A 16,225-nucleotide genomic window follows, 5' to 3' on the forward strand; every position below is an offset into this window, starting at 1 on the left:
GTTGGCGCTGGCGTCGTAGCCAAAATCATCGAGTAATTCTCTTTTATAGAGTCTGCTTGATGAATTGAAAAAGCCCCCGCTCAGCGGGGGCTTTTTTATTGGGTTGACACCTATCTGGGGCGTCTATAGAATTGCGCCTCCTTTTAACGGGCGTATTGCGCCCGGTGGGAATAGCAGCCGGAGTCTGAAATCCAATGCAAAATCAGCAAATCCGTATCAGGTTGAAGGCTTTCGACCATCGCCTGATCGACCAATCAACCCAGGAAATCGTGGAAACCGCGAAACGTACTGGTGCTCAAGTGCGTGGTCCAATTCCACTGCCTACCCGTAAAGAGCGGTTCACCGTTCTGGTTTCCCCGCACGTCAACAAAGACGCGCGTGACCAGTACGAAATCCGCACTCATAAGCGCGTTCTGGACATCGTCCAGCCAACGGATAAAACCGTTGATGCTCTTATGAAGCTTGATCTTGCGGCCGGTGTGGAAGTGCAGATCAGCCTCGGCTAAGACTCGGTCTTAGTCGTGTAACGCTCTGAAATGGGCGGCCATAGCGGGTGAAAGCCCCGTACACTCATGAGGTTTACAACATGACTATTGGTGTAGTCGGTCGTAAATGCGGTATGACCCGTATTTTCACCGAAGAAGGTGTCTCCATTCCGGTCACGGTCATTGAGATCGAGCCGAATCGCGTCACCCAGTTCAAAACTGAAGAGACCGATGGCTATCGTGCAGTGCAAGTCACTGTCGGCGAGCGTCGCGCTTCGCGTGTAACAGCAGCTCAAGCTGGCCACTTCGCCAAGGCGAACGTTGCCGCTGGTCGCACTACCATGGAATTCCGTCTTGAAGAAGGCGAGTACCAGGCTGGCGATCTGATCAACGCTGAAATCTTCGCCGCGGGTCAACTGGTTGATGTAACCGGTCAGTCCAAGGGTAAAGGCTTCCAGGGTACGATCAAGCGTTGGAATTTCCGCGGGCAAGATAACACCCACGGTAACTCCGTATCCCACCGCGTCCCAGGCTCTATCGGCCAGTGCCAGACTCCTGGTCGTGTATTCAAGGGCAAAAAAATGTCCGGTCATATGGGCGCTGAGCGCGTGACCGTGCAGTCCCTGGAAGTAGTGCGCGTGGACGCTGAACGCAATCTGTTGTTGGTCAAGGGCGCTGTTCCTGGCGCTACTGGCGGCAACCTGGTTGTACGTCCAGCAGCCAAGGCTCGCGGTTAAGGGGAAGCTGACATGCAATTAAATGTAAATGACGCTCAAGCGATCGAAGTTTCCGAACTGACATTTGGCGGCGAGTTCAACGAGACGCTGGTTCACCAAGCAGTCGTGGCCTACATGGCCGGCGGCCGTCAAGGTAGCAAGCAGCAAAAGACCCGTTCCGACGTTCGTGGTGGCGGCAAGCGCCCATGGCGTCAGAAAGGTACTGGCCGTGCTCGTGCCGGTACTATCCGTAGCCCAATCTGGCGTGGCGGTGGTACCACTTTCGCAGCTCGTCCACAGGATCACTCCCAGAAGCTGAACAAGAAGATGTATCGCGCAGCAATGCGTTCCATCCTTGCTGAGCTGGTGCGTACTGATCGTCTGGTCGTGGTTCAGGATTTCGCTGTTGAAACTCCGAAAACCAAAGATCTGCTGGGCAAGCTGAACAACATGAGTCTGACCGACGTTCTGATCGTGTCTGACGCTGTTGATCAGAACCTGTACCTGGCTGCTCGTAACCTGCCACACGTAGATGTACGTGACGTGCAAGGTTCCGATCCAGTTAGTCTGATCGCATACGACAAGGTGTTGATCACCGTGTCGGCCGTGAAGAAATTCGAGGAGCTGCTGGGATGAACCAGGAACGCGTATTTAAAGTTCTGCTTGGCCCGCACGTTTCCGAGAAGGCTACGGTTCTGGCAGACAAGAAAGGCCAGTTCGTTTTCAAGGTTGCTACTGACGCAACCAAGCTGGAAATCAAGAAGGCCGTCGAAAGCCTGTTCAGCGTGAAAGTAGAGCGCGTCACTACCCTGAACGTTCTGGGTAAGAGCAAGCGCACTGCTCGCGGTCTGGGCAAGCGTAATGACTGGAAGAAGGCAGTTATCTCCCTTCAGCCAGGCCAAGATCTCGATTTCAGCAGCAGTGCTGAGTAAGGAAGGGGTGCATCATGGCAATCGTTAAATGCAAACCGACTTCCCCTGGCCGCCGTTTTGTGGTCAAGGTGGTCAACCAGGAGCTGCATAAAGGCGCTCCTCACGCACCGCTGCTCGAGAAAAAATCGAAGACTGGTGGTCGTAACAACAATGGCCGTATTACCACTCGTCACATCGGTGGTGGTCATAAGCAGCATTACCGTATGGTCGATTTCCGTCGCAACGACAAAGATGGCATCGTCGCCACTGTCGAGCGTATCGAATACGATCCAAACCGTACTGCTCACATCGCACTGCTCTGCTACGCAGACGGCGAGCGCCGCTACATCATCGCCCCTAAAGGCGTGGGTGCTGGCGACCAGCTGATCGCAGGCGCTCTGGCTCCAATCAAGCCAGGCAACGCTCTGCAACTGCGCAACATTCCAGTCGGTTCTACCGTACACGGCATCGAACTGAAGCCAGGTAAAGGCGCACAGATCGCTCGTTCCGCTGGTGCTTCGGCTCAGCTGATCGCTCGTGAAGGCGTTTACGTTACCCTGCGTCTGCGTTCCGGTGAAATGCGTAAAGTCCTGGCTGAATGCCGTGCGACCCTGGGCGAAGTCTCGAACTCCGAGCACAGCCTGCGTTCGCTGGGTAAAGCTGGTGCCAAACGCTGGCGTGGCGTTCGCCCAACCGTTCGTGGTGTTGCCATGAACCCGGTTGACCACCCACATGGTGGTGGTGAAGGTCGTACCTCTGGTGGTCGTCATCCGGTATCGCCATGGGGCTTCCCGACTAAGGGCGCGAAGACTCGTGGTAATAAGCGTACCGACAAAATGATCGTCCGTCGTCGCAAGTAAATAGAGGGATACGACAGTGCCACGTTCTCTGAAAAAAGGTCCTTTTATTGATCTTCACCTACTGAAGAAGATCGAAGTGGCGGCGGAAAAGAACGATCGCAAACCAATTAAGACTTGGTCGCGTCGTTCGATGATCCTGCCACAAATGGTCGGTCTGACCATTGCAGTACACAACGGCCGTCAGCACGTCCCAGTTCTCGTGAACGAAGACATGGTTGGCCATAAACTGGGCGAGTTCGCCGGTACCCGCACTTATCGTGGGCACGTGGCTGACAAGAAAGCCAAGCGTTAAGGGGTAAGGAAATGGAAGTAGCCGCTAAGTTGTCGGGCGCTCGAATCTCCGCCCAGAAAGCCCGCTTGGTCGCCGACCAGATCCGCGGGAAGAAGGTGGGCGAAGCGCTCAACCTGTTGGCTTTCAGCAGTAAGAAAGCCGCCGAGATCATGAAGAAAGTGCTGGAGTCGGCCGTAGCCAACGCCGAGCATAACGAAGGCGCAGACGTTGATGACCTGAAGGTCAGCACCGTTTTCGTCAACGAAGGGCGTTCGCTGAAGCGCATCATGCCACGTGCCAAAGGCCGTGCTGATCGCATCGTCAAGCGGTCTTGCCATATCACTGTCAAGGTTGCTGACAAGTAACGGAGTCGAAGAGATGGGTCAGAAAGTACATCCCATTGGCATTCGCCTGGGAATCGTCAAGGAGCACACCTCCGTCTGGTACGCAGACGGTCGGACTTATGCGGACTACTTGTTCGCAGATCTGAAAGTGCGTGAGTATCTCCAAGACAAACTAAAAAGCGCGTCCGTAAGCCGTATCGATATCCATCGTCCGGCCCAAACTGCACGCATCACCATCCACACCGCTCGTCCAGGTATCGTTATCGGGAAGAAAGGTGAAGATGTTGAGAAACTGCGTCAGGACCTGACCAAGCAAATGGGTGTGCCTGTGCACATCAATATCGAAGAGATCCGCAAGCCGGAGCTCGACGGTATGCTGGTTGCGCAGAGCGTAGCTCAGCAGCTGGAGCGTCGTGTAATGTTCCGTCGCGCTATGAAGCGCGCTGTACAGAACGCCATGCGCATTGGTGCCAAAGGCATCAAAATCCAAGTGAGCGGTCGTCTCGGCGGTGCTGAAATCGCACGTACTGAATGGTATCGCGAAGGTCGTGTGCCACTGCACACCCTGCGTGCCGACATCGACTATGCCAACTACGAAGCTCACACCACTTACGGTGTGATCGGTGTAAAGGTTTGGATCTTCAAAGGCGAAGTAATTGGTGGTCGCCAAGAAGAGCTGAAGCCACAAGCACCAGCGCCTCGTAAAAAAGCTGCTAAGTAAGGGGTACGCCAAATGTTGCAACCAAAGCGTACGAAGTTCCGCAAGCAGATGACCGGCCACAACCGTGGTCTGGCATTGCGCGGTAGCAAAGTCAGCTTCGGCGAGTTCGCGCTGAAGTCTGTTGCTCGTGGTCGTCTCACCGCTCGTCAGATCGAGTCAGCGCGTCGTGCTCTGACCCGTCACGTAAAACGTGGCGGCAAGATCTGGATCCGTGTATTCCCGGACAAGCCGATCTCCAAAAAACCTCTCGAGGTTCGTATGGGTAAAGGTAAGGGTAACGTGGAGTACTGGGTTGCCCAGATTCAGCCAGGCAAAGTCCTGTATGAAATCGAGGGTGTTTCTGAAGAGCTGGCGCGTGAGGCTTTCGCCCTGGCTGCTGCAAAGCTGCCGCTCGCCACCTCCTTTGTTAAACGGACGGTGATGTGATGAAAGCGAATGAACTTCGTGAAAAATCCGCACAGCAGCTGAACGAGCAACTGCTCGGCTTGCTGCGCGACCAGTTCAATCTGCGCATGCAGAAAGCAACTGGCCAGTTGGGGCAGTCTCATCTGCTCTCGCAAGTTAAGCGTGACATCGCTCGCGTGAAGACTGTGCTCAACCAGCAGGCAGGTAAGTGATCATGGCTGAAGCCGAAAAAACTGTCCGTACGCTGACTGGCCGTGTTGTCAGCGACAAGATGGACAAAACCATCACCGTTCTGATCGAGCGTCGCGTTAAGCACCCGATCTACGGTAAATACGTTAAGCGTTCGACTAAGCTGCACGCGCACGACGAAACCAATCAGTGCCACATCGGCGACAAAGTCACTATTCGTGAAACTCGTCCGATGGCCAAGACCAAGTCTTGGGCGCTGGTTGATGTTCTCGAACGCGCTGTGGAAGTCTAAGGGCTAGGGGTCGGAGAAATTATATGATTCAGACTCAATCCATGCTCGATGTGGCCGATAACAGCGGCGCTCGCCGCGTTATGTGCATCAAGGTGCTGGGTGGCTCCCATCGTCGTTACGCTGGTATCGGTGACATCATCAAAGTTACCGTGAAGGAAGCAATTCCTCGCGGTAAAGTGAAAAAAGGCCAAGTGATGACTGCTGTTGTAGTCCGCACTCGTCACGGCGTACGTCGTGCTGATGGCTCCATTATCCGCTTTGATGGCAACGCTGCTGTTCTTCTGAACAACAAGCAAGAGCCGATCGGCACCCGTATCTTTGGGCCAGTGACCCGTGAACTTCGTACTGAGAAGTTCATGAAGATCGTCTCGCTCGCCCCAGAAGTGCTGTAAGGAGATCCGACATGCAAAAGATTCGTCGTGACGACGAGATCATCGTGATCGCCGGCAAAGACAAAGGTAAGCGCGGTAAGGTGCTGAAGGTTCTTGCTGACAACCGTCTGGTTGTTGGTGGTCTGAACCTGGTCAAGCGTCATACCAAGCCTAACCCGATGTCGGGCGTACAGGGCGGTATCGTCGAGAAAGAAGCGCCACTGCACGCTTCCAACGTCGCCATCTTCAACGGCGAAACCAACAAGGCTGACCGCGTTGGTTTCAAAGTAGAAGACGGTAAGAAAATTCGTGTCTTCAAGTCGACCCAAAAAGCGGTTGATGCTTGAACACTGCTAGGTAGAAGACCATGGCACGACTAAAAGAGATTTACCGGAAGGAAATCGCTCCGAAACTTAAGGAAGAACTTAAGCTTTCGAACGTGATGGAAGTTCCGCGCGTTACCAAAATCACCCTGAACATGGGTCTGGGCGAAGCGATCGGCGACAAAAAAGTCATCGAGCACGCTGTTGCTGACCTGGAAAAGATCACCGGCCAAAAAGTCGTTGTGACCTACGCTCGTAAATCCATCGCTGGCTTTAAAGTCCGTGAAGGATGGCCGATCGGCGTCAAAGTGACTCTGCGCCGTGAGCGTATGTACGAGTTCCTGGATCGTCTGCTGTCGATCTCCCTGCCTCGGGTTCGCGACTTCCGCGGCCTGAATGCCAAGTCCTTCGATGGTCGTGGCAACTACAGCATGGGCGTGAAAGAGCAGATCATTTTCCCGGAAATCGACTACGACAAGATCGATGCTCTCCGCGGTCTGGACATTACCCTGACCACCACTGCCAAGAACGATGATGAAGGCCGCGCTCTGCTGCGTGCTTTCAAATTCCCGTTCCGCAACTGATTGGAGTAGGAAAATGGCCAAGAAGAGCATGAAAAACCGTGAGCTGAAGCGTCAGCTCACTGTTGCCAAGTACGCCACCAAGCGTGCAGCGCTGAAAGCTATCATCGTCGATCTGAACGCAAGTCCAGAAGCGCGTTGGGAAGCTACCGTAGCTCTGCAGAAGCAACCACGTGACGCAAGCGCTTCGCGCATGCGTAACCGTTGCCGCCTGACTGGTCGTCCGCATGGCGTTTACCGCAAGTTCGGCCTGGGCCGTAACAAACTGCGTGAAGCGGCAATGCGTGGTGACGTTCCAGGTCTGGTTAAAGCCAGCTGGTAATCGCTGTCAAAGTCTCGATGTTCGGGTTCGCAAGAACCTGACCATCGGTGGCCTTGAATCTGAATCAAGCCCCTTTTGGGGCTTGATTCATTTCTGGGGTGTGTCTAGAATGACCGGCTCGCCTGAGCCCGTGTTTTTCATGCCCGGAGTTTCTCGGCGACAAGTAGTAGCCGTAAGGCTAATTTTTCTGTATTAGGAGCGTCTAGCCCATGAGTATGCAGGACCCGTTAGCGGACATGCTAACTCGAATCCGTAATGCCCAGATGGCTGAAAAGTCTGTCGTAAGCATGCCGTCTTCGACGCTGAAGGTGGCTGTAGCAAAAGTCCTGAAGGACGAAGGTTACATCGCGGATTTTCAGATCACCACCGACGCTAAGCCGTCGTTGTCCATCGAGCTGAAGTACTTCGAAGGCCGTCCGGTTATCGAAGAAGTGAAGCGCGTTAGTCGTCCAGGCCTGCGTCAGTACAAGTCCGTTGAAGATCTGCCGAAAGTTCGTGGCGGTCTTGGCGTGTCTATCGTCTCCACCAACAAAGGTGTGATGACGGATCGTGCTGCGCGCGCTGCCGGTGTCGGCGGCGAAGTTCTTTGCACTGTGTTCTAAGGGGGGATAAGCATGTCTCGCGTCGCTAAGAACCCCGTTAAGCTGCCAGCCGGTGTCGAAGTAAAATTCGCAGGCCAACAGCTTTCGGTGAAGGGTGCCAAGGGTACTCTTGAACTGAACATCCATTCGTCCGTTGAGATCGTTGAAGAAGCTGGTGAGCTGCGTTTCGCTGCTCGCAATGGCGATCAACAGACTCGCGCAATGGCCGGTACCACGCGTGCGTTGGTAAACAACATGGTCCAAGGCGTAAGCCAAGGCTTCGAGCGCAAGCTCCAGCTGGTCGGTGTTGGTTACAAAGCGCAAGCAAAAGGCACGGTTTTGAACCTGGCCCTAGGCTTCTCGCACCCAGTGGATTACGAACTGCCGGAAGGCATCACCGCTGAGACTCCTAGCCAGACCGATATCCTGATCAAGGGCATCGACAAGCAGCTGGTAGGTCAAGTGGCCGCTGAGATCCGCGACTTCCGTCCACCAGAGCCGTACAAAGGCAAAGGTGTGCGCTACGCGGACGAAGTCGTCCGTCGTAAAGAAGCCAAGAAGAAGTAGGGCATAGCAAATGACCGACAAAAAAGTTACTCGACTGCGTCGCGCTCGCAAAGCACGCCTGAAAATGCACGAACTAGAAGTCGTGCGTCTCTGCGTGTTCCGCTCGTCGCAGCACATCTACGCCCAGGTCATCTCGGCCGACGGCAACAAAGTCCTGGCAAGCGCCTCGACTTTGGATAAAGAACTGCGTGATGGTGCCACTGGCAACATCGACGCGGCCACAAAGGTTGGCCAGCTGGTCGCTACGCGTGCTAAGGCCGCTGGCGTCTCGCAAGTGGCTTTCGACCGCTCTGGCTTCAAGTACCACGGCCGCGTTAAAGCGCTGGCTGATGCTGCTCGTGAAGCTGGGCTGGAGTTCTAAGTTATGTCAAATAACGACCAAAAGCGCGACGAAGGCTACATTGAGAAGCTGGTTCAAGTTAACCGCGTAGCCAAAACCGTTAAAGGCGGCCGTATCTTCACTTTCACCGCGTTGACCGTGGTGGGTGATGGTAAAGGGCGTGTTGGCTTCGGCCGTGGCAAGTCGCGTGAAGTGCCTGCTGCGATCCAGAAGGCAATGGAAGCTGCTCGCCGTAACATGATTCAAGTTGACCTGAACGGCACCACTCTGCAGTACGCAATGAAGTCCGCTCACGGCGCTTCGAAGGTGTACATGCAGCCTGCTTCTGAAGGTACCGGTATCATCGCTGGCGGCGCTATGCGTGCTGTCCTCGAAGTTGCTGGCGTTCAGAACGTTCTGGCCAAGTGCTACGGCTCGACTAACCCGGTAAACGTGGTTCACGCCACTTTCAAAGGTTTGAAAGCTATGCAGTCTCCTGAATCCATTGCCGCCAAGCGTGGCAAAAGCGTCAAGGAGATCTTCTGATCATGGCTACCGTTAAAGTAACGCTGATCAAAAGCATGACCGGCCGCATCCCTAACCACAAACTGTGTGTTAAGGGTCTGGGTCTGCGTCGCATCGGTCACACTGTAGAAGTCCAGGATACTCCCGAGAATCGCGGGATGATCAACAAGGCCTACTACATGCTGCGTGTCGAGGGTTAATCGATGAAACTCAATGATCTGAGTCCAGCGCCGGGTTCCCGTCGCGAAAAGCATCGTCCGGGCCGTGGTATCGGTAGCGGTTTGGGTAAGACTGGTGGCCGTGGCCACAAAGGTCAAACCTCCCGTTCCGGTGGCACCATTGCTCCAGGCTTTGAAGGCGGTCAACAGCCGCTGCACCGTCGCCTGCCGAAGTTCGGTTTCGTTTCCCTGAAAGCCATGGATCGCGCAGAAGTGCGTCTGTCCGAGCTGGCTAAAGTGGAAGGCGATATCGTCACTGTGCAGTCCCTGAAAGATGCCAACGTGATCAACGTCAACGTACAGCGTGTGAAAATCATGCTGTCCGGTGAAGTGACTCGCGCTGTCACTATCGGCAAGGGAATCGGCGCCACCAAAGGTGCGCGTGCGGCTATCGAAGCAGCTGGCGGCAAGTTCGAGGAATAAATGGCTAAGCAAGGTGCTCTCTCTGCGCTCGGCAAAGGCGGTATGTCTGAACTCTGGGCTCGTCTGCGTTTTCTGTTCCTGGCGATTATCGTCTACCGAATAGGCGCACACATCCCGGTTCCAGGTATCAACCCGGACCGACTCGCAGACCTGTTTCGACAGAATGAGGGGACCATTCTTAGCTTGTTCAACATGTTCTCCGGCGGCGCGCTGGAACGGATGAGCATCTTTGCACTGGGGATCATGCCGTACATTTCGGCATCGATCATCATGCAACTGATGACCGCCGTCAGCCCGCAGCTGGAGCAGTTGAAGAAGGAAGGTGAAGCTGGCCGTCGCAAGATCAGCCAGTACACCCGCTACGGCACCGTCGTTCTCGCTCTCGTTCAGGCCATTGGCATGTCCATTGGTCTGGCGGGGCAGGGCGTTGCGTTCACTGGTGACTTTGGCTTCCATTTCGTCGCGGTATCCACGTTTGTGGCTGGTGCGATGTTCATGATGTGGCTGGGTGAGCAGATTACTGAGCGTGGTGTAGGCAACGGTATCTCGATGTTGATTTTTTCGGGTATCGTCGCCGGTCTTCCGAGAGCAATCGGGCAGTCTTTCGAGTCTGCGCGTCAGGGTGATATCAATATTTTCGCCTTGGTTGCCATCGGTTTGCTGGCAGTAGCGATTATCGGTTTTGTGGTGTTCATTGAGCGTGGTCAGCGTCGTATCGCCGTTCACTACGCCAAGCGTCAGCAGGGCCGCAAGGTTTTTGCTGCGCAGACAAGCCACTTGCCGCTGAAGGTGAACATGGCCGGTGTTATTCCGGCTATTTTCGCGAGCAGCATTTTGCTGTTCCCGGCTTCGTTGGGTGCCTGGTTTGGTCAGTCTGAAGGTATGGGCTGGTTGCAGGACATCTCGCAGTCGATCGCTCCTGGTCAGCCGTTGAATATTCTGCTGTTTAGTGCAGGGATTATTTTCTTCTGCTTCTTCTATACGGCGTTGATGTTCAATCCGAAAGACGTAGCGGAAAACCTGAAGAAGTCCGGTGCCTTTATTCCGGGCATCCGTCCAGGTGAGCAGTCTGCGCGCTACATTGATGGCGTTCTGACTCGCTTGACCATGTTCGGTGCTCTTTACATGACGGCCGTGTGCCTGTTGCCCCAGTTCCTGGTGGTTGCAGCAAACGTTCCGTTCTACCTTGGCGGGACCTCGTTGCTGATCGTGGTCGTGGTTGTGATGGACTTCATGTCCCAAGTACAATCGCACCTCGTTTCGCACCAGTACGAATCCCTGATGAAGAAAGCCAACCTGAAGGGTTACGGCAGCGGCATGTTGCGCTGAGTACCCATAAGGTTCGAGGAGTTGGTGATGAAAGTTCGTGCATCGGTGAAAAAGCTGTGCCGTAACTGCAAGATTATTCGCCGCGAAGGTGTTGTTCGAGTAATTTGCAGCGCGGAACCGCGTCACAAACAGCGCCAAGGCTGAGTGTGATTGTGCTTCAAGCCCGGCAGCTAGTGCGCTGCCGGGTTGATTATTTGTTATTACAGCGATATTATCTCGCGCCCTATTTCTTGGCTTCCGGGGCGTAGGTAGCTGTCAATTGGAGTCCCACTGAATGGCCCGTATTGCAGGCGTTAACATTCCAGATAACAAGCATACTGTTATCTCGCTGACCTACATCTATGGTGTCGGTCGCACTACTGCGCAGAAAATCTGTGCAGATACTGGGGTAAACCCAGCAGCAAAGATCAAAGATCTGAGCGACGAGCAAATTGAACAGCTGCGTGGCGAAGTGGCGAAGTTCACCACTGAAGGTGACCTGCGTCGCGAAATCAACATGAAAATCAAGCGCTTGATGGACCTCGGTTGCTATCGCGGTCTGCGTCATCGTCGCGGTCTTCCAGTACGCGGTCAGCGTACCAAGACCAACGCGCGTACCCGTAAAGGTCCGCGTAAGCCGATCCGCAAGTAATCGCCCCAGCGAATCGACAGGAATTTAATCATGGCAAAACCTGCTGCTCGTCCTCGTAAAAAAGTTAAAAAGACAGTGGTTGATGGCATCGCCCACATCCATGCTTCTTTTAACAACACCATCGTGACCATTACCGACCGTCAAGGTAACGCTCTTTCCTGGGCTACCTCCGGTGGTTCGGGTTTCCGCGGTTCCCGCAAGTCCACCCCGTTCGCTGCTCAAGTAGCTGCTGAGCGTGCTGGTCAAGCTGCGCTGGAATACGGCCTGAAAAACCTCGACGTTAACGTCAAAGGTCCAGGTCCAGGTCGTGAATCCGCAGTCCGCGCTTTGAACGGCTGTGGCTACAAGATCGCCAGCATCACCGACGTGACGCCAATCCCGCACAACGGGTGCCGTCCGCCGAAGAAGCGCCGCGTGTAATCCAGGAGATTGTAAAGAATGGCTCGTTACATTGGTCCAAAATGCAAACTCGCTCGTCGCGAAGGCACCGATCTCTTCCTGAAGAGCGGCGTGCGCGCGATCGAATCGAAGTGCAACATTGAAGCAGCACCTGGTATCCACGGCCAACGCCGCGGTCGCCAGTCCGATTACGGCACCCAACTGCGTGAAAAGCAGAAGGTCCGTCGTATCTACGGCGTTCTCGAGCGTCAGTTCAGCGGCTACTACAAAGAAGCTGCTGGCAAGAAAGGTGCAACCGGTGAAAACCTGCTGCAACTGCTCGAATGCCGTCTGGACAACGTTGTATACCGTATGGGCTTTGGTTCGACTCGTGCCGAATCCCGTCAGCTGGTATCGCACAAGTCGATCAGCGTTAACGGTCAGACCGTAAACGTTCCGTCGTATCAGGTTCGTGCTGGTGACGTGGTTGCAGTTCGCGAGAAAGCAAAAAACCAACTTCGCATTGTCCAAGCTCTCGATCTGTGTGCCCAACGTGGCCGCGTAGAATGGGTAGAAGTAGACACTGAGAAGAAGTCGGGCGTTTTCAAGAACGTTCCTGCTCGCAGTGATCTGTCCGCCGACATCAACGAAAGCCTGATTGTCGAGCTCTACTCCAAGTAAGGGCTAGAAAATAGGTGCATCCATGCAGATTTCGGTAAATGAGTTCCTGACACCCCGCCATATTGATGTGCAGGTTGTCAGTCCAACCCGCGCCAAGATCACTCTCGAGCCTCTCGAGCGTGGTTTTGGCCACACCCTGGGCAACGCGCTGCGCCGCATCCTGTTGTCCTCAATGCCCGGCTGCGCAGTAGTCGAGGCCGAGATTGACGGTGTGCTCCACGAGTACAGCGCCATCGAAGGTGTACAGGAAGACGTAATTGAAATCCTGTTGAACCTTAAAGGTCTGGCCATCAAGCTGCACGGTCGTGACGAAGTTACGCTGACCTTGTCGAAGAAGGGTTCGGGGGTGGTTACCGCTGCCGATATTCAGCTGGATCATGATGTCGAGATCGTTAATCCCGATCACGTAATCGCTAACCTGGCGTCTAACGGCGCCCTGAACATGAAGCTCACCGTAGCTCGTGGTCGTGGTTATGAACCAGCCGACTCGCGTCAGAGCGATGAAGACGAAAGCCGCAGCATCGGTCGCTTGCAGCTCGACTCTTCGTTCAGCCCGGTTCGCCGTATCGCATACGTGGTGGAAAACGCCCGTGTCGAGCAGCGTACCAACCTGGACAAGCTGGTTATTGATCTGGAAACCAACGGTACTCTGGATCCTGAAGAGGCTATCCGCCGCGCTGCAACCATCCTGCAACAGCAGTTGGCTGCGTTCGTCGACCTCAAAGGTGACAGTGAGCCAGTGGTTGTCGAGCAGGAAGACGAGATCGATCCGATCCTGCTTCGCCCGGTTGACGATCTGGAACTGACTGTACGTTCGGCTAACTGCCTTAAGGCGGAAAACATCTACTACATCGGCGACCTGATTCAGCGCACCGAAGTAGAGCTGTTGAAGACTCCGAACCTGGGCAAGAAATCCTTGACTGAAATCAAGGACGTTCTGGCCTCCCGCGGTCTGTCCCTCGGCATGCGCCTCGACAACTGGCCGCCTGCAAGTCTTAAGAAGGACGACAAGGCGACTGCCTGATCGTCGTAATCACCGAACGTAGTGTTTGGTAAGGAATGAACCATGCGTCATCGTAAAAGTGGGCGTCACCTGAGCCGCACCAGCTCGCACCGCAAGGCCATGTTCCAGAACATGGCGGTGTCGCTGTTCGAGCACGAGCTGATCAAAACTACTCTGCCAAAAGCCAAAGAACTGCGCCGCGTTGCCGAGCCGCTGATCACTCTGGCCAAGACAGACAGCCTGGCTAACCGCCGTCTGGCTTTCGACCGTACTCGTTCGAAAGCTATCGTTGGTAAGCTCTTCAACGACCTGGGCAAGCGTTACGCTACCCGTGAGGGTGGCTACCTGCGCATCCTCAAGTGCGGTTTCCGCGCTGGCGACAACGCGCCTATGGCGTACGTCGAGTTGGTTGATCGTGCTACTGCTGGCGAAGCTGTATCCGCCGAGTAAGACGTCAGTCTGCAACGAAAAACCGGGCCTAGTGCCCGGTTTTTTGTGTCCGCAATAAATGCACGGTTCGTACAAGCTTCTGACACTGTTCTGTTGTCATTATGTGATGGGATTTGTTGTTAGTAATTTTCTATCGATGCTTGAAGGTTAATGAATTTGTGGCTGTCACATCGATGATCAATACTTCCCAGCAAGCCGATTAGCCGGCAGTTTCAAGACTGACAGAGGAAGAGGACCGTATGAGCCAGATCAAAACGCTTACGACCGCCAGTGGCGCACCTGTCGCTGATAACCAGAATTCTCGCTCCGCCGGCCCTCGTGGCCCGCTGCTGCTCGACGATTTCCATTTGATCGAGAAGCTTGCCCACTTCAACCGTGAAAATATTCCTGAGCGTCGCGTGCACGCCAAAGGCTCGGGTGCTTACGGCACGTTCACCGTGACTCGCGACATCACTGAATACACCAGCGCCAAGCTGTTCGAGGCTGTCGGCAAGCAAACCCCGACATTCCTGCGGTTCTCCACTGTAGGTGGCGAGCGTGGTTCGGCTGACACCGAGCGTGATCCGCGCGGTTTCGCCCTGAAGTTCTACACCGAGGAAGGTAATTGGGACATCGTTGGTAACAACACGCCAGTGTTCTTCATTCGAGACCCGCTGAAGTTTCCCGACTTTATCCATACTCAGAAACGTTTGCCGCAGAGCAACCTGAAAAGCGCCCAGATGATGTGGGACTTCTGGTCGCATTCGCCTGAAGCGCTGCACCAGGTGACCATTCTGTTTTCGGATCGCGGCATTCCTGATGGTTACCGTCACATGCACGGCTTCGGCAGCCACACCTACAGCCTGATCAGCGCCAAAGGTGAGCGTCACTGGGTGAAGTGGCATTACAAGACCCAACAAGGGATCAAGAACCTTGCGCCGGCTGATGCTGCGCGCCTGGCGGGCACCGACCCGGATTACGCTCAGCGTGACCTGTTCGAGGCCATCGAGCGTGGTGACTTCCCGAAATGGCGCGTGTGCATTCAGATCATGACTGAGGCACAGGCCGCCGCTCACTACGAGAACCCGTTCGACGTGACCAAGACCTGGTCGCAGAAAGAGTTCCCGTTGATCGAGGTCGGTGAGTTGGAGTTGAACCGCAACCCGCTGAATTACTTCGCCGAGGTCGAGCAAGCTGCATTTGGCCCAAGCAACATGGTGCCGGGTGTTGGTCTGTCGCCGGACCGCATGCTGCAGGGCCGTGTGTTCGCCTATGCCGATGCGCACCGCTACCGTGTTGGCACCAATCACCAGCAACTGCCGGTGAATGCCCCGCGCAGCCCGGTGAACACCTACCAGCGCGACGGCTCGATGGCCTTTGGCAGCAACGGTGGCGCAGCACCCAACTATGAACCGAACAGCTACATCGAGTCGCCGAAGCAGGCGCCGCACTACGCCGAGCCTGCTTTGGCTTTGAGCGGAGCGGCTGACCGGTACGATCATCGCGAAGACACTGACTACTACAGCCACGCGGGCGCGCTGTTCCGTTTGATGAGTGAGGAGCAGAAAGCCTTGCTGGTCAGCAATATCGCGGGCGCCATGAGCGGTGTTTCACCTGATGTGGTTGACCGTCAGTTACAGCATTTCTTCAAGGCCGATCCGGCGTATGGAGAAGCAATCGCAAAGCTGCTCAACGTACAGCTTAACGAAGTCTAAACGAGAAGCAGAACCGCCCTCATTAGGGCGGTTTTTGCGTTATTTAGGCCGCTTTTCTCAGAATATCTTCGCTTTTATTGCGCGAAACGGGGTGACCTTCCGGTCAGCTTGGTTCAAACTACAGACTTTCAAGCAGGGAGATGTAGGGCGATGCAAGGCCACCCAGACGTTATCGATTACCTCAACACGTTGCTGACCGGCGAACTGGCCGCGCGTGACCAATATTTTGTGCACTCGCGGATGTATGAGGACTGGGGTTTCACCAAGCTCTACGAACGAATCAACCACGAGATGGAAGAAGAGGCCGGTCACGCAGACGCTCTGATGCGCCGGATCCTGATGCTCGAAGGCACCCCGCGCATGCGCCCGGATGATCTCGACGTCGGCACCACCGTGCCAGAGATGCTCGAGGCTGATCTGCGTCTTGAGTACAAAGTTCGCGCAGCGCTGTGCAAAGGCATTGAGTTGTGCGAGCAGCACAAAGACTACGTCAGTCGCGAAATCCTGCGTATTCAGCTCAACGACACCGAAGAAGATCACACTTATTGGCTTGAAAAGCAGTTGGGCCTGATCAAGCTCATCGGTCTCGAAAATTACCTGCAATCTCATACCTGATTGCATAGACACAAAAAAGC

At 54.8% G+C, this 16,225-nt stretch carries 30 protein-coding genes; all 30 read left to right on the forward strand.

The features are described from left to right. The first annotated feature begins 194 nt into the window (after positions 1–194). The 30 genes from rpsJ to bfr all read left to right on the forward strand — a co-directional run bounded on the left by rpsJ (position 195) and on the right by bfr (position 16,205). Complete coding sequence (gene rpsJ, locus U862_RS0105685) at positions 195–506, forward strand: 30S ribosomal protein S10 (RefSeq protein ID WP_003186070.1); 312 nt, start codon at positions 195–197, stop codon at positions 504–506. A gap of 80 nt (positions 507–586) precedes the next feature. Further along, entirely contained in the window at positions 587–1,222 is a 636-nt protein-coding gene (rplC, locus tag U862_RS0105690) for a 50S ribosomal protein L3 (protein WP_003228738.1), read from the forward strand. Between the two features lie 12 nt (positions 1,223–1,234). After that, positions 1,235–1,837, forward strand: a complete 603-nt coding sequence (gene rplD / locus U862_RS0105695) for a 50S ribosomal protein L4 (RefSeq protein ID WP_003228735.1) — start codon at positions 1,235–1,237, stop codon at positions 1,835–1,837. Further along, complete coding sequence (gene rplW, locus U862_RS0105700; RefSeq protein ID WP_002555488.1) at positions 1,834–2,133, forward strand: 50S ribosomal protein L23; 300 nt, start codon at positions 1,834–1,836, stop codon at positions 2,131–2,133. The genes rplD and rplW overlap by 4 nt, the downstream gene beginning before the upstream one ends. Before the next feature lie 14 nt (positions 2,134–2,147). Then, entirely contained in the window at positions 2,148–2,972 is an 825-nt protein-coding gene (rplB, locus tag U862_RS0105705) for a 50S ribosomal protein L2 (RefSeq protein ID WP_025109502.1), read from the forward strand. A gap of 16 nt (positions 2,973–2,988) precedes the next feature. After that, positions 2,989–3,264 (forward strand): 30S ribosomal protein S19, encoded by a 276-nt coding sequence (gene rpsS / locus U862_RS0105710; RefSeq protein ID WP_003228731.1) that lies wholly within the window; start codon positions 2,989–2,991, stop codon positions 3,262–3,264. An 11-nt stretch (positions 3,265–3,275) separates the two neighbouring features. Further along, positions 3,276–3,608 carry a 50S ribosomal protein L22 gene (gene rplV / locus U862_RS0105715; RefSeq protein WP_003103908.1) on the forward strand — a complete coding sequence of 111 codons (333 nt, stop codon included), beginning with the start codon at positions 3,276–3,278 and terminating at the stop codon, positions 3,606–3,608. Positions 3,609–3,621: 13 nt separating this feature from the next. Then, on the forward strand, positions 3,622–4,308 hold the full coding sequence (gene rpsC / locus U862_RS0105720; RefSeq protein ID WP_003176422.1) for a 30S ribosomal protein S3: 687 nt from the start codon (positions 3,622–3,624) through the stop codon (positions 4,306–4,308). Between the two features lie 12 nt (positions 4,309–4,320). Further along, entirely contained in the window at positions 4,321–4,734 is a 414-nt protein-coding gene (gene rplP, locus U862_RS0105725; RefSeq protein ID WP_003228729.1) for a 50S ribosomal protein L16, read from the forward strand. Continuing rightward, on the forward strand, positions 4,734–4,925 hold the full coding sequence (rpmC, locus tag U862_RS0105730) for a 50S ribosomal protein L29 (protein WP_002555481.1): 192 nt from the start codon (positions 4,734–4,736) through the stop codon (positions 4,923–4,925). The genes rplP and rpmC overlap by 1 nt, the downstream gene beginning before the upstream one ends. Before the next feature lie 2 nt (positions 4,926–4,927). Then, a complete protein-coding gene (rpsQ, locus tag U862_RS0105735; protein WP_003194644.1) occupies positions 4,928–5,194 on the forward strand; it encodes a 30S ribosomal protein S17 in 267 nt (88 codons plus the stop codon). Between the two features lie 23 nt (positions 5,195–5,217). After that, complete coding sequence (gene rplN / locus U862_RS0105740) at positions 5,218–5,586, forward strand: 50S ribosomal protein L14 (protein ID WP_002555479.1); 369 nt, start codon at positions 5,218–5,220, stop codon at positions 5,584–5,586. An 11-nt stretch (positions 5,587–5,597) separates the two neighbouring features. Further along, positions 5,598–5,912 (forward strand): 50S ribosomal protein L24, encoded by a 315-nt coding sequence (rplX, locus tag U862_RS0105745; protein ID WP_003186046.1) that lies wholly within the window; start codon positions 5,598–5,600, stop codon positions 5,910–5,912. A 20-nt stretch (positions 5,913–5,932) separates the two neighbouring features. Further along, positions 5,933–6,472 carry a 50S ribosomal protein L5 gene (rplE, locus tag U862_RS0105750; protein ID WP_003210069.1) on the forward strand — a complete coding sequence of 180 codons (540 nt, stop codon included), beginning with the start codon at positions 5,933–5,935 and terminating at the stop codon, positions 6,470–6,472. A 13-nt stretch (positions 6,473–6,485) separates the two neighbouring features. Next, on the forward strand, positions 6,486–6,791 hold the full coding sequence (gene rpsN / locus U862_RS0105755) for a 30S ribosomal protein S14 (protein ID WP_003228726.1): 306 nt from the start codon (positions 6,486–6,488) through the stop codon (positions 6,789–6,791). Positions 6,792–7,000: 209 nt separating this feature from the next. After that, positions 7,001–7,393 (forward strand): 30S ribosomal protein S8, encoded by a 393-nt coding sequence (gene rpsH / locus U862_RS0105760; RefSeq protein ID WP_007918458.1) that lies wholly within the window; start codon positions 7,001–7,003, stop codon positions 7,391–7,393. A gap of 12 nt (positions 7,394–7,405) precedes the next feature. Further along, complete coding sequence (gene rplF, locus U862_RS0105765) at positions 7,406–7,939, forward strand: 50S ribosomal protein L6 (protein WP_003176412.1); 534 nt, start codon at positions 7,406–7,408, stop codon at positions 7,937–7,939. Positions 7,940–7,949: 10 nt separating this feature from the next. Next, positions 7,950–8,300 (forward strand): 50S ribosomal protein L18, encoded by a 351-nt coding sequence (gene rplR / locus U862_RS0105770; protein ID WP_003186037.1) that lies wholly within the window; start codon positions 7,950–7,952, stop codon positions 8,298–8,300. A gap of 3 nt (positions 8,301–8,303) precedes the next feature. After that, positions 8,304–8,804: a 30S ribosomal protein S5 gene (rpsE, locus tag U862_RS0105775; RefSeq protein WP_003186035.1), complete on the forward strand. Its 501-nt coding sequence runs from the start codon at positions 8,304–8,306 to the stop codon at positions 8,802–8,804. Between the two features lie 2 nt (positions 8,805–8,806). Then, the gene (gene rpmD / locus U862_RS0105780; RefSeq protein ID WP_003176408.1) at positions 8,807–8,983 is read left to right on the forward strand and encodes a 50S ribosomal protein L30; all 177 of its coding nucleotides are present in this window, start codon (positions 8,807–8,809) and stop codon (positions 8,981–8,983) included. A 3-nt stretch (positions 8,984–8,986) separates the two neighbouring features. Next, the gene (gene rplO / locus U862_RS0105785) at positions 8,987–9,424 is read left to right on the forward strand and encodes a 50S ribosomal protein L15 (RefSeq protein WP_003228720.1); all 438 of its coding nucleotides are present in this window, start codon (positions 8,987–8,989) and stop codon (positions 9,422–9,424) included. After that, positions 9,425–10,753, forward strand: a complete 1,329-nt coding sequence (secY, locus tag U862_RS0105790) for a preprotein translocase subunit SecY (RefSeq protein WP_003228718.1) — start codon at positions 9,425–9,427, stop codon at positions 10,751–10,753. It abuts the gene before it with no gap. Between the two features lie 27 nt (positions 10,754–10,780). Further along, complete coding sequence (rpmJ, locus tag U862_RS29410; protein WP_002555468.1) at positions 10,781–10,897, forward strand: 50S ribosomal protein L36; 117 nt, start codon at positions 10,781–10,783, stop codon at positions 10,895–10,897. A gap of 130 nt (positions 10,898–11,027) precedes the next feature. After that, a complete protein-coding gene (gene rpsM / locus U862_RS0105795) occupies positions 11,028–11,384 on the forward strand; it encodes a 30S ribosomal protein S13 (protein WP_008374135.1) in 357 nt (118 codons plus the stop codon). 30 nt (positions 11,385–11,414) lie between these two features. Beyond that, positions 11,415–11,804 (forward strand): 30S ribosomal protein S11, encoded by a 390-nt coding sequence (gene rpsK, locus U862_RS0105800; RefSeq protein ID WP_002555466.1) that lies wholly within the window; start codon positions 11,415–11,417, stop codon positions 11,802–11,804. Positions 11,805–11,822: 18 nt separating this feature from the next. Continuing rightward, entirely contained in the window at positions 11,823–12,443 is a 621-nt protein-coding gene (rpsD, locus tag U862_RS0105805) for a 30S ribosomal protein S4 (protein WP_003176404.1), read from the forward strand. 22 nt (positions 12,444–12,465) lie between these two features. Then, on the forward strand, positions 12,466–13,467 hold the full coding sequence (rpoA, locus tag U862_RS0105810) for a DNA-directed RNA polymerase subunit alpha (protein ID WP_003186012.1): 1,002 nt from the start codon (positions 12,466–12,468) through the stop codon (positions 13,465–13,467). Between the two features lie 42 nt (positions 13,468–13,509). Further along, on the forward strand, positions 13,510–13,896 hold the full coding sequence (gene rplQ / locus U862_RS0105815; RefSeq protein ID WP_003176402.1) for a 50S ribosomal protein L17: 387 nt from the start codon (positions 13,510–13,512) through the stop codon (positions 13,894–13,896). A 239-nt stretch (positions 13,897–14,135) separates the two neighbouring features. Then, positions 14,136–15,590 carry a catalase gene (locus U862_RS0105820; protein ID WP_025109503.1) on the forward strand — a complete coding sequence of 485 codons (1,455 nt, stop codon included), beginning with the start codon at positions 14,136–14,138 and terminating at the stop codon, positions 15,588–15,590. 150 nt (positions 15,591–15,740) lie between these two features. Continuing rightward, positions 15,741–16,205 (forward strand): bacterioferritin, encoded by a 465-nt coding sequence (bfr, locus tag U862_RS0105825; protein ID WP_025109504.1) that lies wholly within the window; start codon positions 15,741–15,743, stop codon positions 16,203–16,205. Positions 16,206–16,225 lie beyond the last annotated feature (20 nt).

It is taken from the genome of Pseudomonas sp. H1h, assembly GCF_000633255.1.
In the GTDB taxonomy this organism is placed as follows: Bacteria; Pseudomonadota; Gammaproteobacteria; order Pseudomonadales; family Pseudomonadaceae; genus Aquipseudomonas.

Bases quoted from the DNA above. Each gene is read 5' to 3' on its own strand.
- rpsJ (WP_003186070.1), top strand. From the start codon at position 195: ATGCAAAATCAGCAAATCCGTATCAGGTTGAAGGCTTTCGACCATCGC.
- rplC (WP_003228738.1), top strand. From the start codon at position 587: ATGACTATTGGTGTAGTCGGTCGTAAATGCGGTATGACCCGTATTTTC.
- rplD (WP_003228735.1), top strand. From the start codon at position 1,235: ATGCAATTAAATGTAAATGACGCTCAAGCGATCGAAGTTTCCGAACTG.
- rplW (WP_002555488.1), top strand. From the start codon at position 1,834: ATGAACCAGGAACGCGTATTTAAAGTTCTGCTTGGCCCGCACGTTTCC.
- rplB (WP_025109502.1), top strand. From the start codon at position 2,148: ATGGCAATCGTTAAATGCAAACCGACTTCCCCTGGCCGCCGTTTTGTG.
- rplV (WP_003103908.1), top strand. From the start codon at position 3,276: ATGGAAGTAGCCGCTAAGTTGTCGGGCGCTCGAATCTCCGCCCAGAAA.
- rpsC (WP_003176422.1), top strand. From the start codon at position 3,622: ATGGGTCAGAAAGTACATCCCATTGGCATTCGCCTGGGAATCGTCAAG.
- rplP (WP_003228729.1), top strand. From the start codon at position 4,321: ATGTTGCAACCAAAGCGTACGAAGTTCCGCAAGCAGATGACCGGCCAC.
- rpmC (WP_002555481.1), top strand. From the start codon at position 4,734: ATGAAAGCGAATGAACTTCGTGAAAAATCCGCACAGCAGCTGAACGAG.
- rpsQ (WP_003194644.1), top strand. From the start codon at position 4,928: ATGGCTGAAGCCGAAAAAACTGTCCGTACGCTGACTGGCCGTGTTGTC.
- rplN (WP_002555479.1), top strand. From the start codon at position 5,218: ATGATTCAGACTCAATCCATGCTCGATGTGGCCGATAACAGCGGCGCT.
- rplX (WP_003186046.1), top strand. From the start codon at position 5,598: ATGCAAAAGATTCGTCGTGACGACGAGATCATCGTGATCGCCGGCAAA.
- rplE (WP_003210069.1), top strand. From the start codon at position 5,933: ATGGCACGACTAAAAGAGATTTACCGGAAGGAAATCGCTCCGAAACTT.
- rpsN (WP_003228726.1), top strand. From the start codon at position 6,486: ATGGCCAAGAAGAGCATGAAAAACCGTGAGCTGAAGCGTCAGCTCACT.
- rpsH (WP_007918458.1), top strand. From the start codon at position 7,001: ATGAGTATGCAGGACCCGTTAGCGGACATGCTAACTCGAATCCGTAAT.
- rplF (WP_003176412.1), top strand. From the start codon at position 7,406: ATGTCTCGCGTCGCTAAGAACCCCGTTAAGCTGCCAGCCGGTGTCGAA.
- rplR (WP_003186037.1), top strand. From the start codon at position 7,950: ATGACCGACAAAAAAGTTACTCGACTGCGTCGCGCTCGCAAAGCACGC.
- rpsE (WP_003186035.1), top strand. From the start codon at position 8,304: ATGTCAAATAACGACCAAAAGCGCGACGAAGGCTACATTGAGAAGCTG.
- rpmD (WP_003176408.1), top strand. From the start codon at position 8,807: ATGGCTACCGTTAAAGTAACGCTGATCAAAAGCATGACCGGCCGCATC.
- rplO (WP_003228720.1), top strand. From the start codon at position 8,987: ATGAAACTCAATGATCTGAGTCCAGCGCCGGGTTCCCGTCGCGAAAAG.
- secY (WP_003228718.1), top strand. From the start codon at position 9,425: ATGGCTAAGCAAGGTGCTCTCTCTGCGCTCGGCAAAGGCGGTATGTCT.
- rpmJ (WP_002555468.1), top strand. From the start codon at position 10,781: ATGAAAGTTCGTGCATCGGTGAAAAAGCTGTGCCGTAACTGCAAGATT.
- rpsM (WP_008374135.1), top strand. From the start codon at position 11,028: ATGGCCCGTATTGCAGGCGTTAACATTCCAGATAACAAGCATACTGTT.
- rpsK (WP_002555466.1), top strand. From the start codon at position 11,415: ATGGCAAAACCTGCTGCTCGTCCTCGTAAAAAAGTTAAAAAGACAGTG.
- rpsD (WP_003176404.1), top strand. From the start codon at position 11,823: ATGGCTCGTTACATTGGTCCAAAATGCAAACTCGCTCGTCGCGAAGGC.
- rpoA (WP_003186012.1), top strand. From the start codon at position 12,466: ATGCAGATTTCGGTAAATGAGTTCCTGACACCCCGCCATATTGATGTG.
- rplQ (WP_003176402.1), top strand. From the start codon at position 13,510: ATGCGTCATCGTAAAAGTGGGCGTCACCTGAGCCGCACCAGCTCGCAC.
- U862_RS0105820 (WP_025109503.1), top strand. From the start codon at position 14,136: ATGAGCCAGATCAAAACGCTTACGACCGCCAGTGGCGCACCTGTCGCT.
- bfr (WP_025109504.1), top strand. From the start codon at position 15,741: ATGCAAGGCCACCCAGACGTTATCGATTACCTCAACACGTTGCTGACC.